Below are 15807 nucleotides of genomic sequence, written 5' to 3'. Positions count from 1 at the left end.
GCATAATGTTTAAAAAAAACGAATTTATATATAAATCGCCAACAAAAGAACTAGAACTTACAAAGATGGCCAAACAGTTAGTGTTTACAACTTCCAATCTATAAGATAGATTAATAAAATTTCCAAATTTAAAAAACACTCTATATAATAGTTGAGAAAATAGCTTTTTCTTTGTGAAAATATTTTGGCATTCTACTCAAGTCTACTTGTGAATTAAAATTATTAATATTTTCTCTATTTTTTGAATATGACTTGTGTATAATTTAATAACTAATAAACTTACTTAGAATTTAAGGAAATTCAATGTTAAGTCGTGGCGTTTCTTTATGTGATTCTTTTAGCTTAACAGATATTCAAAACGAAGTTTTAAAAAGTAAACAAACCAAGTTCATTAGAGATGGATTGTATTATAAAGATTTAAATATGGATATTTTCGTATTTAAATATGGAGTCATTGTTCTTTGGGGAGAAGATGACTCTATCGAAAAATTTAACTATGAATTATTTGAAGAATATTCAACAAAATGGACTCCACCCGAATCAAGAAATAAAGATGATTTTTCTTATGCATTTGGAAATGATTCGTTCGCAGTAACTAAAGATCATATCTATTTAGATAAAAATACTTTCGAAATCAAACAAGCACTCTCTTATGTTATAGGACAATCACTTAAACTATCTCAATTAGAAGGTTTGATTCTTAACACGATAGATTCAACAAGTGAAATTCCTCAAGGGCTAGCGAAAAGAGGTAGAATTTCAAAATCTAAAAGAATGATCAATAAATTAAGAGGGGAACTTTACTTACTCCATTCCTCTATTAACTTGAAATTTGATCTTCTTGACCGTCCAGAATTTTTTTGGGAAAACCCTGAATATGAACACTATTATGATCGGCTGGAGGATTATTTAGAAATAGAACCTCGAGTAAGTGTCTTGAATAAAAAATTAGAGGTGATTGGAGAGCTTCTAAGCATGCTTTCTGAAGAGTTGAATCACAGACATTCTTCAAGGCTCGAGTGGATTATCATTTGGCTGATCACAATTGAGCTCTTTATATTTATTGCTCACGATACTTTAAAGCTTTTTTAAATTAAATTCTCGAATCAATATCTTCACAACTTCTTTTGGATTTTGAAAAATGACATTGTGTGAACATCCCGGAACAATGAAACTTGAAATATTAATATTTTTTGAGAGTTCACAATATTTTTTATCCATTTCTCCGCAAATATATATGATCTTGTTACGAGGAATAGGGATATTGTTTTGATAAAAATTCATATGAGACACACTCAAAAGATTAACTGCAAACTTTAACTCATAAGGATCATTTAGCATACGAGAAGCAATCCAATCGTCAAAATGCTCAGACTTTGTCAGTCCTTTAAAAATTGGCAGTTTTGCCCATTTTTTCAAAAACAATTCAAAATCTCTAAATTCAATAATGTTATTAAAAAGTTTTGAGTCTTTTTCAAAACGTTCTTGGCGCTCTTTTTTGGTTTGCAGTCCAAAGGAAGTACTAACAAGCGCCACATTGTTGATTATTTTTTTTGAAAACTGGTCTTTATCAAGTAGAGATAAAAGAACTCTTCCTCCCATTGAATAGCCAAGACAATCTAACTTCGTCTCTTGTGAAATATAGGTATGATAGAAGTCTTCAATAAAAAGTTGATAATCTTTCCAGGCAACTATTTTTTTTGAATGGCCTGGAAATGCAGGCGTAATAATATTATCATAATATTTTGATAATTTATTTTTCAGATAGTTGAAATCTTCAGGGAAACCCATAAAACCGTGTAAGAGTAGTAAGTTTTTCACGTTGTCCTACCTAGGAGAATGCCTGTCATAGATTGAAGTTCAGTAAGTGAATATTTTAATTGCTCTTCTTTTATATCAGGAAAATAGAATATAAAATCAGGAATTTTATATACAGGTAGAATATTTACAAGTAATTTTTTCAGATCTTCAGAAGTCGTAGCGTTGTTATTTACCCATGCTATATTTAAGTTTCCTTTTTCATCGTCTTCAAATGGAATGACTTGGCATTCAAAGATCTGTGGGAGTGTTAATATTGCATTTGACACTTCAAGCGGAGAGATATTTTCACCATTTCTGATAAAAACGTTATCTATACGACCTAGGATATTTAAATTCCTATGATTGAGAGTTACTTGATCTGAAGTTTTAAAAGGTGTTCCTAAAAACACTAGCTTTCTATTTTTCCAAATACCTCGAGCAAGAGTAGGGGAGTCTATTGAGAGAACCGATTGGTGGTCTGTTGTAGCATCAACTCCCTGAAATAATTTTAAATCCTTTTGACCACTTTCACTAAGAGCTATCATTGAACATGTCTCAGTCATCCCATAACTCAAACGGAAAGAAATGTTTAGTTCAATGAGTTTCCGAATGATTTCATCTTTGAGGGGACCTCCACCGATGATAACTTCAGAATAAGTTTTGAGATAATTTATTCCTTGCGACGATTTTAAATGCTTTAATATTTGTCCAGGTACTAGAGATACAATTCCATGCCCACTTTTAGCCACAATTTGCTGATCGATAATATTGACTCTATTTCGCATGAGATACTGCCTGAACAGTACCATTAGTCCCCCAATATGATTGAGTGGAAGAGTAAGATCCCAAGACAAATTGAAGTTTGAAGGGTTGAGGATAGAGTTTATTAATTTTGCAGATGAAAAAATTTGTTCTTGATCTATTTGTATGCATTTCGCTGTGCCAGTAGAGCCAGAGGTTCTAACAACTAAGGAAAAATCACATTGATCGAGTTTATAATAATGAGAATCGATAAGTTCTTGATTAAGCTTATTTTTATAATTTGAATCCCTCAGGTCGATAAAATGTTCAAAGGGGAAGTCTTTTTCAATTATATTTATATCAAACGGTGTGGACTTAAAACTAATTGGTAAAATGGTTTTGTTTTGGGATAAAAGCGAAAAGAGAAGTATAATGGACAGTGGTTCATTTTTATCAATGGTGATAAGAAAAAAGTTTGATTTCTTGTAAACATGTAGATAGGAGCTTAGTTTAAAGAGATCATTTTCTTGGAGGGTAAATTGAGAAGATTTAATTTCCAACATACTAAAGTTCAAGTGTTAATTGTGGCAAACTAGATGCCTTTTGTGGGTTTGTCGGAAATCTAACTCCAAGTCCGAAGAGTCTTATAGGAGCATTTCTACGATTTTGGGCGGACTTTATCAGTTCTTGGAAAAGAGATTTTATCTGTTGATCATCTTGAAATATTTCAAATCTCAAATAATCATAAGTCTGTTCCACACTAAGAGATTTAAAATCAAAAAATTTTAGTTTAACAAAGAGTTTTCGAGGACAAGATTCCTGCTTAGAGAATTTTTCTTCTTTTTCCAATCTTGATTTGAATTCATCAAAGATTTCATCGAAATGGTTCTGAGTCAAAATCATCTCAATATCAATATCTTCTTTGAAAGTATGTTCTACTGATAAAGATTTTCTTTCACGCTCACTTTCAACTTTTGTGAAGTCTTTTCCAAATGAAAGCTCATATAGCCTCTGGCCCCACTTTCCAAAATGCATGGCCAAGAGTGCATAAGGCATTTTTTGAATATCACCACAAGTTCGAATACCCAATGCATTGAGTTTTTTTGTCGTAACTTTTCCAACTCCATTTATTTTTGAAACTGGTAAATTGATAATAAAATCTTCAACCATATCAGGAGTTATGACGAATAATCCATTGGGTTTTTTCCAATCACTGGCGATTTTTGCAAGAAATTTATTTGGAGCAACTCCTGCTGATGCTGTTAGTTTTGTTCTTTCTAATATTTTTTCTTTGATTTCTTTGGCCATTAAAGTAGCTGAATTATTAAATATTAAAACATCGCTAACATCTAGGTAGGCCTCATCAAGAGATAGGGGTTCAACAATATCAGTGTACTCGTGAAAGATATTTCTAATTGTGTTGCATACTTGCTTATATTTTTGAAAGTTTGGGGGAATAAAAATAAGGTGCGGACAGAGTTTTTGAGCTTTTGATGAAGGCATTGCTGCTCTTACTCCATATTTTCTGGCCTCATAGTTGGCAGTACATAATACACCTCTACGATCAGCATTACTTCCAATTGCAACAGGTAGTCCCTGGAGTTGGGGATTATCTCTCATTTCAACAGCAGCATAAAAACAATCCATGTCAACATGGATAATCTTGCGAATTTTTTCAGTGTCCATAGTCCCTTATAAGACCGATAACAACACCTGCAATTGTGAAATCTCCAGAATGTACAAGAATGGGTTTCATCGTTTTGTTAGCAGGCCTAAGTTCAATATGTTTTGCTTTTTTAAAATATGTTTTAACAGTGGCCTCACCTTCGAGAACAGCTACAATGATTTGGCCATCTTTTACATTTTGTGTTTGACGACAAACGATGACATCTCCTTCTAAGATACCTTCGTCAATCATAGAAAGACCTTTTACAGAAAGTGCAAAACAATTGTCTTTTTGTTTTGAAATCATATATTTTGGAACTTCAATAGTTTCATAAGGATTTTCCATTGCCAAAATAGGATCTCCAGCTGCAACATGCCCCAAGAGTGGAATCTTTGATGAGTCCTTTGATTCAGGTCCAAGTTTAAGACCACGTTTCTCATTCCAATTGCTTTGTAGATAACCAGCAGCTGATAAATATTTTATATATTTCTGAACAGATCCAAATGACTTTAATTTAAAATGATCTTTTATTTCTTTTTGACTAGGCGAAATTTGATAATCACGGATATAATTCTTGATGAAATCGTAAACTTCTTTTTGTTTTTTTGTTATATTTTTTTTCATAGACGAAGGATAATACGCAAGATACACGTAAGTAAAGACTGGTAGCATTAGGGGTTTTTTTATGGATCAACTATTAGAATGGTTTAAAGAACATCTTATGGTCAGGCAAACAATGATCAATATCATTTTAGTTATTGCCCTGTTTTTTTTAAGACATTTTCTATTCGAGTATTCTAAAAATTCTAAATCACTTAATACAAATCAAAAACGTCGTTTGGATGTCAATATTCAAACATTTATTACTATTTGCATGCTCGTTGGAACAATTTTAATATGGGCCGAGGAGCTTAGAACTGTGGCCTTGTCGATCATCGCCGTGGCCGCTGCATTTGTCATAGCAACTAAAGAACTCATTCAATGCTTTACAGGGACAATTTACAAGGCTTCACAAGACCCTTTCTCCTTGGGAGACAGAATTGAAATTGATGGGATAAGAGGTGATGTGATTAATAGAGGACTTCTTTCCACCAAAATTTTAGAAATTGGCCCAGGAGATAAATCCCATCAATATACTGGGAGATCTATCACTTTACCCAATAGTATTTTCTTGAATAAAGAAATTATAAATGAATCATTTTTGCAAAACTATGTTTTACACATTTTCGAAGTCACAGTCTCTTTAAAAGATGAATGGCATGAGGCCGAGAAAATTTTAGTGGAAGAGGCCATAAAGGCAACTCAAGAATATTACCCCAAAGCATCCCGGACTATTGAATCATATTTAAGCAAGAGACATTTAGAAGTTCCTCAACTCACACCTCGTGTGCATTTAAGACCCTTAGATGGGGATAAAGTAAGCCTTATGATCAGAATCTCGGTACCGGCCAGAACTAAGGGGAGAATAGAGCAAGAAATTATTCGAAATTATTTAACACGATTTTACAAAAAATAGATGGGCCCAATCTCAATTTGAGAGAGGGCCATAATGTTTATTCTGGTTTTTTATCTTCTTCTTGGCCATGGTGTTCGCCGGCACCGCCTCCACATTTTGATTTGTCTTTCATTTTGCATTGTTTTTTATCCATAGAACATTGCTCTTTGCATCCGCAGTGTTTTCTTCCATAATGTGAACATGAATTAAAGGCAAGTGTTGAAATCATTAGTGTGGCCATCAAAAAAGTTTTAACCATCTTATTCTCCTAGTTTTATATAGATATATGGACTCCTGACGATTATACGGTTATTTTGAATTTTTGCAAATTCTCTAAAAAGTTTATCGCGAATATTAAAAAAACCGGCCTTGGCCTTTTTAATATTTACAATTATTTCATTTTTGTCTAAGTCCTGGGTGATTTGTCCCTTGATATTAATTTTGACACTCATGTCTAAATGTGTAGTCATATACATATCAAATTGATTTCCTCTCACTCTGCCACTCATGTCTGTAATTTTTGTTTCACCTTCCTGATTGTTTGAAAAATGTTCAGACAATACGGCATTCAAAATTGATTCAAGGCCATCAGTAGGCCCGTATGATAATTTTCTTATTCCATCAACTGAAATATCTGCAAAACTTAGACAATCACTAATGATTTGATTGATCTCTCTAGAGAAAAAGGTTGTTGATTTCCGACAATTCAAATTAACACCGTAAATCCATGCCTGTGAATTTTTTGTTTCAAAACTAAAATGTCCTAAAGCAAGTTTTAAGTTTTCCTCATCGAGATTTAAATTCTTCCAACTAATATGAGTTTCTTCATTAATAGGCATATCTTTGATTTTTGCTGAATAAGAAAATCGATCATTAAATACCTTTAAAACATTGCTTTTTTGTTCTATTTTGAAATCTTGCTCGGCCAGGTTGTTCACTCCAAAAAACGGTGGTCCCAATTTTAATGTGTAGGCCTTACCTTCACCATAAGGCCAACGAAACTCACCCCTAGACTGCACAATTTTATATGAACTTTGGTTTGCGTATATTATCGAGAAGACAATAAACACCATTAGAAAGATAGCTTTCATAGAATCTCCTTTGTGTGATTTATCGCCTTTCGGAAGGTACAGAGTTGTTGATAAGAAGTGCTGACGTGTAAAGGTAATCGCAAAAAATACCAGAGTGAAAAAGTAAGGAAATGTTATCTAAATATTGAAAAAATTCATAAATAAAAGTTATGTAAGAATTTGTAAGCCTAATTAAACTGACTTGAACTGTAAGATTATGACATAAAATCATAGCAATAAGCTCAGAAACCTGCTTACGGATAAGCAGGTGTCACTTAGGAGAATAGATGTCCATCATTCGTTTTATTGTAGGATTTATAATCACTGGACTATTGTTTTCAAATGCATTTGCAGACTTTGAAGATGTAGAAAGATTACGAAAAATTTTAAATTACAATGTCGATCAAGATCTTCAATTAGAATTTTTAAAAATAATTGAGGGGAAACGCTATTTAGAAATTTCAGAAGAAGCAGAGCTTTTATTATTTCTTCATGCTGATGAGAAAGACAAAAAAAGACAAAACATTGAACTCATGTATCAAACAATTATTGTACTTGGAAAATCTCTTAATAGAGACGCCGAGAGTCATTTTTATTCACTACAAACTGAAATTTTAAGTCAGTTCAGCAGTACTTCACCTGAGTATAAAAGATTGTCAGACGCATTTGAGAGAAGTTTTCTTGAAATTAATGACACCAGTTCTGAAATCCCCCTTTTAAAAAACTCGCCTCCAAATAGAATTCCAAAACTTGATCGACAACATATGAAGAAAGTTGAGCTTTTAGCAAGATCAAAACCTTCAATTGGGTCAGACGCAAATCGTATGTATGCGATGACCATTCAAGACTATGCAAAAGAAGCAAAAGATAAATTGAGTAAATGGATTATTGGGCAGCCAGAGCTTGTGAATAATATAGTAAAAATTGAAGTTAAAAATAGGGCCAAGGGCTATATGTCTCGTAAGAAACCTGTGATTTCTTATCTCATAGGAGCTCCGGGAAATGGTAAGGACACAGCTGCAAAAGCACATGTTAATTTTATTCATGATCGAATGGATGCTTATGAAGAACATTTTTTTGAAACACCTAGACTTCAAACAAAATCTGATTTGGCCCAATTGTTCGGTTCACCTCCAGGATATGTAAACTCTGATAATTTTCCAGAATTCTTCGACAGACTCATTAAACATTCTGGTGGTAAGTATAAAAAAGTTGAAATGAAAAAACCAAACGGAGAAATTATCTATAAAGTCGAATTGAATGATAAATTTAAAGGTGAGTGTTTAGACGATTATTTTCCACCAGAAACGATGGTCGTTTATTTAAATGAATTTCATGACTGGTCAAAATTCGCAAAAAATGAAATTAAAGATTTTTTAGAATATGGAAGAGTACATATTAAAAATCCAAACGGCGGTCTAACAACAATTGCTGTTCCAGTGACTATTTATATAGCATCAAACGAGGGGATTCATCTTACTACTGCCAGAGAAATAAGTGGAAAGCGCTTTGGAAAACCACTCACATATGAAGAAAGTCTGTCGCTTTGGGAACAGAACTATAAAAATAAAACGCTCTTAAAAGATACTCTCATGCAGTATAACAGTGCTTTGGGAAATAATGATTCTGAAACTGCAAAAGGAACTTCAGAAGAAATAATTAGCCGAATCCCTGCAACAAGAATTTTTCTCATGAGACCTCTTTCGCCAGGAAGTTTACAACAAATCATTCGTTTTAAACTTCATCAATTACAAATGGAGTATTTTGAATCACATACTGAATTTAGTCGATTGAAATTCACTTTTACAAATAAACTCGTTAAATTCATCCAGGAATATAATTTTAATGCCGAAGAAAATGCCAGACCCCTAGATGATAAGATTGGGATTTTAGTTGAAGAAACAATCAATATGGCCTTCGTAAAAAAAATTATAGTTGCTCAAGAAGGTTTAAAAATAAATATAGATGTTGAGCAAAGAGAAGATAAATCTTGGGAACTTGTCTTTAATTACAAGTATAAAAATCTGGAAACTGATGAGCTTATCACAAAAAAAGCACAACTTCTAATTGAACCAACTCTCTACGATATTCCACCAATGCCAATAAGTAGTGAAGAGATTGAAAATCTTCTAGGGTTAGAAAATCGACTAAAAGAAAAAATATTTGGAATAGATAAAATTGCACAAAAGATTGCCAAAGCGGTCTTACTTGCTGAAGAGGGACGCGTTGGTGGCGCTAACACAAAGGATAAAGCGAGAAGCTATGGCCTTTTTGGACTTTCCGGAACAGGGAAAACTGAAACTGCAAAGGTTCTAGCAGAATCGCTATATGGATCTTCAAAAAAATTAGTTATATTAGAAATGGGTAGAATCAAATCAGTTGATGATCTCAAAACAGTTATCACTGGCCATAAAGATCCAAGAGGTCTTGTGATTCCTTCCGAGTTTATGAAACACTTTGACAAACATCAGGGCCGTTTTATAGTTGTCCTTGATGAATTATCAAATGCTCCTCAAGAAGTTCAAACTGAACTATATAATTTTCTAGATGAACCTGTGGTGGAATTTGTTGATGGAAATGCAAGATCCATGGCCAATGTTACATTCATTATCACCGGTAATACCGGTGAAGAATGGTATAATGGTATACCTGATTGGCTTAGTGATGATCTAAGAAGAAAGGCCTTCCAGGATGTCTTCGAATTTAGCTTAGAAAATCCAAATTTTGTTCGATCAACTCTGGAGCAAAAATTTAAGCCTGCTTTTCTTAATAGACTTAACGGTGCCTTCTTTTATCCGCCTCTAGATTTTAAGGCCGCTAGACAGATAGCTGATCTTAAAATGAAGTTACTCATGGATAAGTTTAAGGCCAGTGAAAGTAAAAGAGGTTGGAATCTATTATTTGAAAACGTTGAAAGCTACAATAGATTATTGAACTTTATTGAAAGTGAGTCATTTGATACAGATAAACAAGGTAGGTCTATTGATGATTATGTCAATGGAGAAGTTTATGAAAAAATTCGTCTGGCCTTACTTGAAAATGATGTTGAAAGTAATACAGACATACTTATTTCAGTCGGAGAGGTAATCTCATCTGATAGTAACGGAGAAAAAAACCGACAAAATTTTAAAGAAATTACACTAGTTCTAGAAAGTGGTAGAGAAATACATGTGATTTTAGAAGGTAAGCTTCATCATGATAACCCTGTTACTTCTTGGAAAGATCAAGTTAAAACATCATTTCACGAAGCAGGCCATGAAATCGTTAGAAAAGTCTATTTAGAAGATTATTTTGAATCCAAATTTATATCAAGAATTCCTGGAGTCATGGAATTTAACGGAGCATTAATTGTCTATGCAGGTGTAGCTTCTTCAAAAGACATAAAAAGACCAACTCTAAATTATGAATACATTATCAGAGAAATGGCCGTACTCTCAGGAGGGTTTGTTGGTGAACAACTTATTACTCAAGGCTGGAGTGATGCTGGCGGAAAAAGCAATGATATGGAAAGGGCCAACTCTCTCGCAGAACAAGCAATTCTTATAAACGGATTATCCAAAGAATGGGGAAATAGAACTGTCCCTACAGGAATGACCATAAAAACCTATAAAGAAAATTCTCTCACTCAAGATGATTTAAAATTACTCAATACTATTAAAGCTAAAATGAGACTAGAAGCTGAAGAACTGGCCAGATATGCACTTTTAAGAAATAGAGAAACTTATTTGAAAATGGGACATGAACTGGCCATTAAAGGAAAATTGACTAGGCCTGAACTCGATCAAATCTATACAGAAACAAATGTGATCACAGACAAAGAAGAAGCTTTTAAGAAGAGATGGACAACGTATGTCGGAGGGGCCCTGGCCGCACGTTTGGCAAAATATAAAAAAGTTAATTCTATTTCACCTAAGTTTACGAGTGACATGACTTTGCAAAAAGATGAAGTCTTCAGCTTCGAAAAATATGTAAATGATGAAAAACAAAAGGCCTACGCTTCCATTCCTGATTGTCAGCACTACTTTATTAAAGAGAATTAAGCGCTGCTAAAATATTGGGATAGAGAAACTTATAATTTTTTTCAATTAATCTTTTTGGAACAATATTTTGTGAATCTAACATTAGGTGTGACATCTCACCAAAGGCCAGCTTAAGGGCAAAGGGTGGAACAGGAAAAAATGCTGGTCTTCCGAGTGATTGAGCGAGCGATTTGGTAAATTCTTTGTTTGAAATCACTTCTGGTGCCGTTGCATTATAACATCCTTCAAAACTCTCTTGTGAAATCGCTTCTACAAAGAGCTTAGCAATATCGTCCACATGTATCCAACTCATTAATGTGTCTCCACTACCTATAGGTCCACCTAGTCCAAGTTTAAAAATTGGCCTTAACTTACTTAACATTCCTCCATTTCCTACAACAACTCCCATCCGAAAAATAACTTTTCGAACATTTTGTCCTAAATTATTTAAGGATGACTCCCACTGTTCACAAACCTTGGCCAAAAAATCTTTATCATGCTCTGAATTTTCATCTCGGGATATTTGATCCTTTGGATAAATTCCTATTGCACTAGCACTAACAAACACTTTGAGAGTTTCTTTTGCTGATAGATTAAGTTTTGAAATTAATTCGCTAGTCTTATCGAACCTAGAGTTTATAATAAGCTTTTTTTGATTATCACTCCATCGTTTAGCACCTATGTTTTCTCCCATTAGGTTGATGACCCCCTCAATCCCCACAAGTGATTTAGCATCTAAATTGTCTGTCCATTCTAAAACATTGACCTTGCAGGGGAGTTTTGAAACGTCTAAATTTTTTCTACGTGTTGTAATAGTTATGTCATGGCCCTGTCCATTTAGATATTGCAGGACTCTATTTCCTACCATTCCAGTTGCTCCAGTGATTAGTAATTTCATAAATACCTCTAAGTGTTTAATTATACTTAATTATATTACCATTCCTAAGACTATTATGCTGCACAGAGTGAGCTAAATGCAATTTTAAATTTGTCGATAAAGCTAGATATAAGTTAGACAGACATAATAGTCTTATTTGTGATGTCTAGATCTGTGCTAATATTCTAAAAAAAGGATATTTCAAAAATGGAACAAAACAAAGACAATTTCTATAGCATTCAGATGGCCTCAAGATTATCTGGAGTTGGTGTACACACTATTAGAGCATGGGAGAAAAGATACAGTGCTATTGTACCTTTAAGGTCAAGTACAGGACGAAGAAAGTACTCCAAAGAAAACATTGAGAAATTGAAATTACTTAGTGATCTAAGTATTCTTGGCAATAATATAGGAAGTATGGCCCACTTATCAATTGAAGAACTTGAGTCTATGATTGGACAAGTAAATAAGCATTACGCAAATTCAAATCGCACTATACCTGAAAACCAAACGATCAACACCGATAACTCCTTAGATAAATTGCTTATGGCCTTACAATTTTATAAGCTCGATGTGATTGGACATGAACTTGAAAAATTAAAAATGTCCTTATCTCCCAAAGATATGGCCTTAAAGATTGTCTCTCCTCTGCTTTATGAAGTTGGTGTCAAAGTGGAAAAGGGAAATTTCTCAATATCACAGTAGCATTCACTCTCTTCTCTATTAAAGTTTCATCTAGGTCATTATCTGTTTAACTTTTCAAAAAATAATATTTTGCATGCTGAAAAAATAATCATTGCCGGAATAGAAGGGGACTATCACGAATTTGGAATTATGATGGCCGCATTGTTATGCAAACATCATGGCCTTAAGTTTTATTATCTTGGCCCAGGTTTACCGGCCAAATCTTTGATCGATACATTTCAATCCTTGAAAGCGAGCACAATTATTTTAGGAGCAACTTCAGCAATTGATAATGTAAAAGATCAGGGTTTTATTGATAATTATTTATCAACTATTACAAACCAACTTGGGCCCAATCAAAAGCTAATCTTTGGAGGAAATGCAAGTTACAATAGACGTTTATTTACAAATATTGAAAATTTCACACATTTTACTGATCTTACAGGCCTAGATGCCTATTTAGCAAAGGTATGAGAGTGAATGAAAAACCCAAAATTTTAATAAGTTCCTGTTTACTTGGAATGAAAGTTCGTCACGATGGAGGACACTGCAGTAATCGTACTGTTAATGAATTATTTTCTCGTTTCATCGAGTTTGTTCCCATCTGCCCAGAACAGTTTATAGGGTTAGGCACACCAAGACCTGCAATGCATTTAAGAATTTCAAATGGAGATATGTGCTTAGTCGACAAAGAAGGAAGGAATTACAAGGAAGAGCAACAGAGATTAAAAAATATTCATGATTCTATTCCTGTTGAGCAAATATGCGGAGCAATTTTAAAGAAAAATTCACCAAGCTGTGCATTAGATAGAATAACGTATACAGATGATGAAGGACGTTTTTTAGGTAAAACGGATGGAGTGTATGCTAAATTATTAAAGAAAAGTTTAGATATACCTCTCATTGATGATGGGCGATTGCATTCTGAGGTATTAGTAGAAAATTTCTTCGTTCAAGTTTTTGCTCTGAATGAGTTCAATCAATCAGTATTAACCTACAAAGATTTACAGAAATTTCATAAGAAGCACAAATTCTTACTCTATCAATATAATCAACACAAAATGCGTGTCTTAGGTCATATGGCCGCAGATGTTACTCGAGAAACATTTACAAGTATGAAGAAAGAATATATCTCTGTCTTTAGTGACGTTTTAAGAGGAGGTGTAACTCGAGAAAATCGAATAAATGCTTTCTATCATATCTTTGGTTTTTTTAAGAGTGTGCTAACTTCAGGGGAAAAAAGATTCATCATCCAACAATTTGAACTCTATAGAAAAAACATTGTTCATTTCATGGCCGTTCTCAAACAGTTGGAATTTCTGGCCTTCAAATATAAAATTTCATATTTAACTGAACAGTCTTTTTTTATTCCATTTCCAGAAGATCTTAGAATCGCTTGTTAGGCGGCCTCTTCATTTTTCTTAGCGACCATAGATAGTTGAAGGTAAAAAGCTGCACCTTCTCCCTCTCCATTACTTTCCACTTTCATTTCACCACCCATTTCTTTAATTGAATTAAAAGAAGCGTGTAGTCCAAACCCATGTCCAGTTTTCTTCGTAGTGAAGCCGTGTGTGAACATTTTTTCAAGGTTTTCTTTTGAAATTCCAATCCCATTATCTTTAATTTTAATAACACAAAAATCACCGCTTTCGTATGTTGAAATCCATACCTCACGGTTGTCAATAGCGTTTTCTTTGAGTGCTTCGATACTGTTTTTAAAGAGATTGAGTAGAACCTGAAACAACTTATTCTTATGACACCAAGGACTTAAGTTGGGAGTTAAGTCAAGATGTACTTTGACGGCCTCATTTGAAATAAATGTCGAATTTAAATCAATAATATCTTGTATAAGTTGTTCAACAGGGATTCTCTCACTTTCAACTTTAGTTTTAGCATAATTTTGTTGTGATTTGATAATATCAGCTACTATTTTGAGAGAATTATAAAGCTTAGATGTATGAATACTAAGTTTTTCTTTATAAGGAGACCGAGTGTCTTCATGATTTACTAGTGAAATGATTCTTTTTGCAAGAGCAAGTGTGGTTGTTAAAACATTGGCGATATCATGCAAAATTCCATTGGCCAGTTGGTACATTCCAGCTGTTTGTCCAGTTTGATGGAGTAGTTTATTTGTTTCTTCTAGTTCTGCCGTTGTGTCTTGCACCGCTTGTTCAAGACTTTGAGTCATATTTGTAAGTTCACCAACTAATTCATCATTTCTTCTATAGGTATCTGAATAGATGTAGATTGTGTAATAAATAATTGAAACGATGTAAAATAGTCCTCCAGTAGGAGCAAGAGCTCGTGAGACAATAACGTCCGTCGCTAAAAAGATATCATGTGTTGTTGTCATAAAGTAGGTCAAAAAACTGTAGAATAAAATTCTTGAACCTGTTTGTTTTGTTTTTGAGAATTGATAGCTTTTATAAACAGTATGAACAGAGGTAAGTCCGCAAGAAATGAAAACGAGTTTTCTCATTATTTGGAAAAGATCAACACTATCAATAAAGTATAAACTTGTAATCAGAACAGCAAGAAGAGTTTGTGAAATACCTAATACTGTAACAAATTTTTTATTAATTTTTCCATTTACCATTTGTGCAAAAATGTTCGTGGAAAAGGAAATCGTTATAAAACCATAGTAGTGAGTCAAAAGGACATTATATGAATGAAACATTTTATAGAAAAAATCTGTTGGTACTGAAAAGTAGGGATAGGAGACCACTCCAATGATTCCAGTAATGAGATAGATTTCTTGTTTTGTTCTTTTATAGACAATAAGAAAGAAAATCCCAAAAATGGTAAGAATTGTAGAACCAAATGCTTTAATGTCATTTGTCCATAGTTCAGTGAATAATGTGGTCAAATCAAATGGTTTTTTCTCGCGAATTTGAAAAGGAAGTTGATAGACTCCACGCATTAAGTACGTTTCAATTCTAAAGGCGACTGTATGTTCAATGCTTGTGACCGTAAATTCAACCGGTATTGGTCTGATTGAGTAATATGATCTGAAAGATTCACCCTCGGATCTTTTAAAGATACTTTTGCCATCAAGGTAAAATTCAAAGTCTGAAATATAAGTATCAATTAGAAAAGTTACTCTCGTTCCAATCAGATCTTCTGAAAATTTTAATTTAGTTTTATACCAACCAACTTTAAAGTTTACACCCTTGCCTTTTACTCCTTTCCAAGCTCCTGGAGTTTTAATATAGACCCAATCCTTATGAACATCTTCAGGAAGAGCATTAAAAGGAATATCAGTCGTTGTGAATTTCCAAACTCCAGTCATAGGCACTGGATGTTCAAGACTATCTATATAAACTTCACATTTATCACAATCACTTTGGGTGTAGGCCATCAGTCCCGATGAAATCAGGCCTGCAAAGAGTAGATAAAGAAGTAAATTTCTTTTTATCATTTTATAAATCCTTAGATCACCTATCGGACTAACAAGT

The 15807-nt window shown here is 33.5% G+C and carries 14 protein-coding genes; 6 read left to right on the top strand and 8 right to left on the bottom strand.

Annotated elements, in window-relative coordinates; genetic code table 11:
- The first annotated feature begins 303 nt into the window (after positions 1 to 303).
- Positions 304 to 1092, top strand: a complete 789-nt coding sequence (locus H6622_05575) for an RMD1 family protein (GenBank protein MCB9060970.1) — start codon at positions 304 to 306, stop codon at positions 1090 to 1092.
- On the opposite strand, the gene H6622_05570 is transcribed toward H6622_05575, so the two are convergent.
- From H6622_05570 to lexA, 4 genes are read right to left on the bottom strand one after another with little or no spacing between them, the layout of a single operon-like run.
- Positions 1078 to 1821: an alpha/beta fold hydrolase gene (locus tag H6622_05570; GenBank protein MCB9060969.1), complete on the bottom strand. Its 744-nt coding sequence runs from the start codon at positions 1819 to 1821 to the stop codon at positions 1078 to 1080. The genes H6622_05575 and H6622_05570 overlap by 15 nt on opposite strands.
- Positions 1818 to 3104: an AMP-binding protein gene (locus H6622_05565; protein MCB9060968.1), complete on the bottom strand. Its 1287-nt coding sequence runs from the start codon at positions 3102 to 3104 to the stop codon at positions 1818 to 1820. Before H6622_05565 ends, H6622_05570 begins: the two co-directional genes overlap by 4 nt.
- Before the next feature lies 1 nt (position 3105).
- Positions 3106 to 4227: a DNA polymerase IV gene (gene dinB / locus H6622_05560; protein MCB9060967.1), complete on the bottom strand. Its 1122-nt coding sequence runs from the start codon at positions 4225 to 4227 to the stop codon at positions 3106 to 3108.
- Complete coding sequence (lexA, locus tag H6622_05555; GenBank protein ID MCB9060966.1) at positions 4217 to 4831, bottom strand: transcriptional repressor LexA; 615 nt, start codon at positions 4829 to 4831, stop codon at positions 4217 to 4219. Before lexA ends, dinB begins: the two co-directional genes overlap by 11 nt.
- 61 nt (positions 4832 to 4892) lie before the next feature.
- Between lexA and H6622_05550 the strand changes: the two genes are divergently transcribed.
- Positions 4893 to 5723: a mechanosensitive ion channel family protein gene (locus tag H6622_05550; GenBank protein ID MCB9060965.1), complete on the top strand. Its 831-nt coding sequence runs from the start codon at positions 4893 to 4895 to the stop codon at positions 5721 to 5723.
- Positions 5724 to 5760: 37 nt separating this feature from the next.
- On the opposite strand, the gene H6622_05545 is transcribed toward H6622_05550, so the two are convergent.
- On the bottom strand, positions 5761 to 5961 hold the full coding sequence (locus H6622_05545) for a hypothetical protein (protein ID MCB9060964.1): 201 nt from the start codon (positions 5959 to 5961) through the stop codon (positions 5761 to 5763).
- 1 nt (position 5962) lies between these two features.
- Positions 5963 to 6793: a hypothetical protein gene (locus tag H6622_05540; GenBank protein ID MCB9060963.1), complete on the bottom strand. Its 831-nt coding sequence runs from the start codon at positions 6791 to 6793 to the stop codon at positions 5963 to 5965.
- Positions 6794 to 7059: 266 nt separating this feature from the next.
- On the opposite strand from H6622_05540, the gene H6622_05535 reads away from it, so the two are divergent.
- Entirely contained in the window at positions 7060 to 10812 is a 3753-nt protein-coding gene (locus tag H6622_05535) for an AAA family ATPase (protein ID MCB9060962.1), read from the top strand.
- Here the strand turns inward: H6622_05535 and H6622_05530 are convergent.
- Positions 10799 to 11689: a TIGR01777 family protein gene (locus H6622_05530; GenBank protein MCB9060961.1), complete on the bottom strand. Its 891-nt coding sequence runs from the start codon at positions 11687 to 11689 to the stop codon at positions 10799 to 10801. The two genes, H6622_05535 and H6622_05530, sit on opposite strands and share 14 nt — an antisense overlap.
- A 186-nt stretch (positions 11690 to 11875) precedes the next feature.
- On the opposite strand from H6622_05530, the gene H6622_05525 reads away from it, so the two are divergent.
- The 3 genes from H6622_05525 (at position 11876) to H6622_05515 (ending at position 13755) form a co-directional block, all read left to right on the top strand.
- A complete protein-coding gene (locus H6622_05525) occupies positions 11876 to 12373 on the top strand; it encodes a MerR family transcriptional regulator (GenBank protein MCB9060960.1) in 498 nt (165 codons plus the stop codon).
- 69 nt (positions 12374 to 12442) lie between these two features.
- Complete coding sequence (locus H6622_05520) at positions 12443 to 12826, top strand: hypothetical protein (protein ID MCB9060959.1); 384 nt, start codon at positions 12443 to 12445, stop codon at positions 12824 to 12826.
- 2 nt (positions 12827 to 12828) lie between these two features.
- Entirely contained in the window at positions 12829 to 13755 is a 927-nt protein-coding gene (locus H6622_05515) for a DUF523 and DUF1722 domain-containing protein (GenBank protein ID MCB9060958.1), read from the top strand.
- Here the strand turns inward: H6622_05515 and H6622_05510 are convergent.
- Entirely contained in the window at positions 13752 to 15770 is a 2019-nt protein-coding gene (locus H6622_05510) for a HAMP domain-containing histidine kinase (GenBank protein MCB9060957.1), read from the bottom strand. The genes H6622_05515 and H6622_05510 overlap by 4 nt on opposite strands.
- Positions 15771 to 15807: the final 37 nt, after the last annotated feature.

The organism is Halobacteriovoraceae bacterium (assembly GCA_020635115.1).
GTDB lineage: Bacteria > Bdellovibrionota > Bacteriovoracia > Bacteriovoracales > Bacteriovoracaceae > JACKAK01.
The sequence above is the reverse complement of the archived record's forward strand: the minus strand, read 5'-3'. Positions and strand labels throughout refer to the sequence as shown.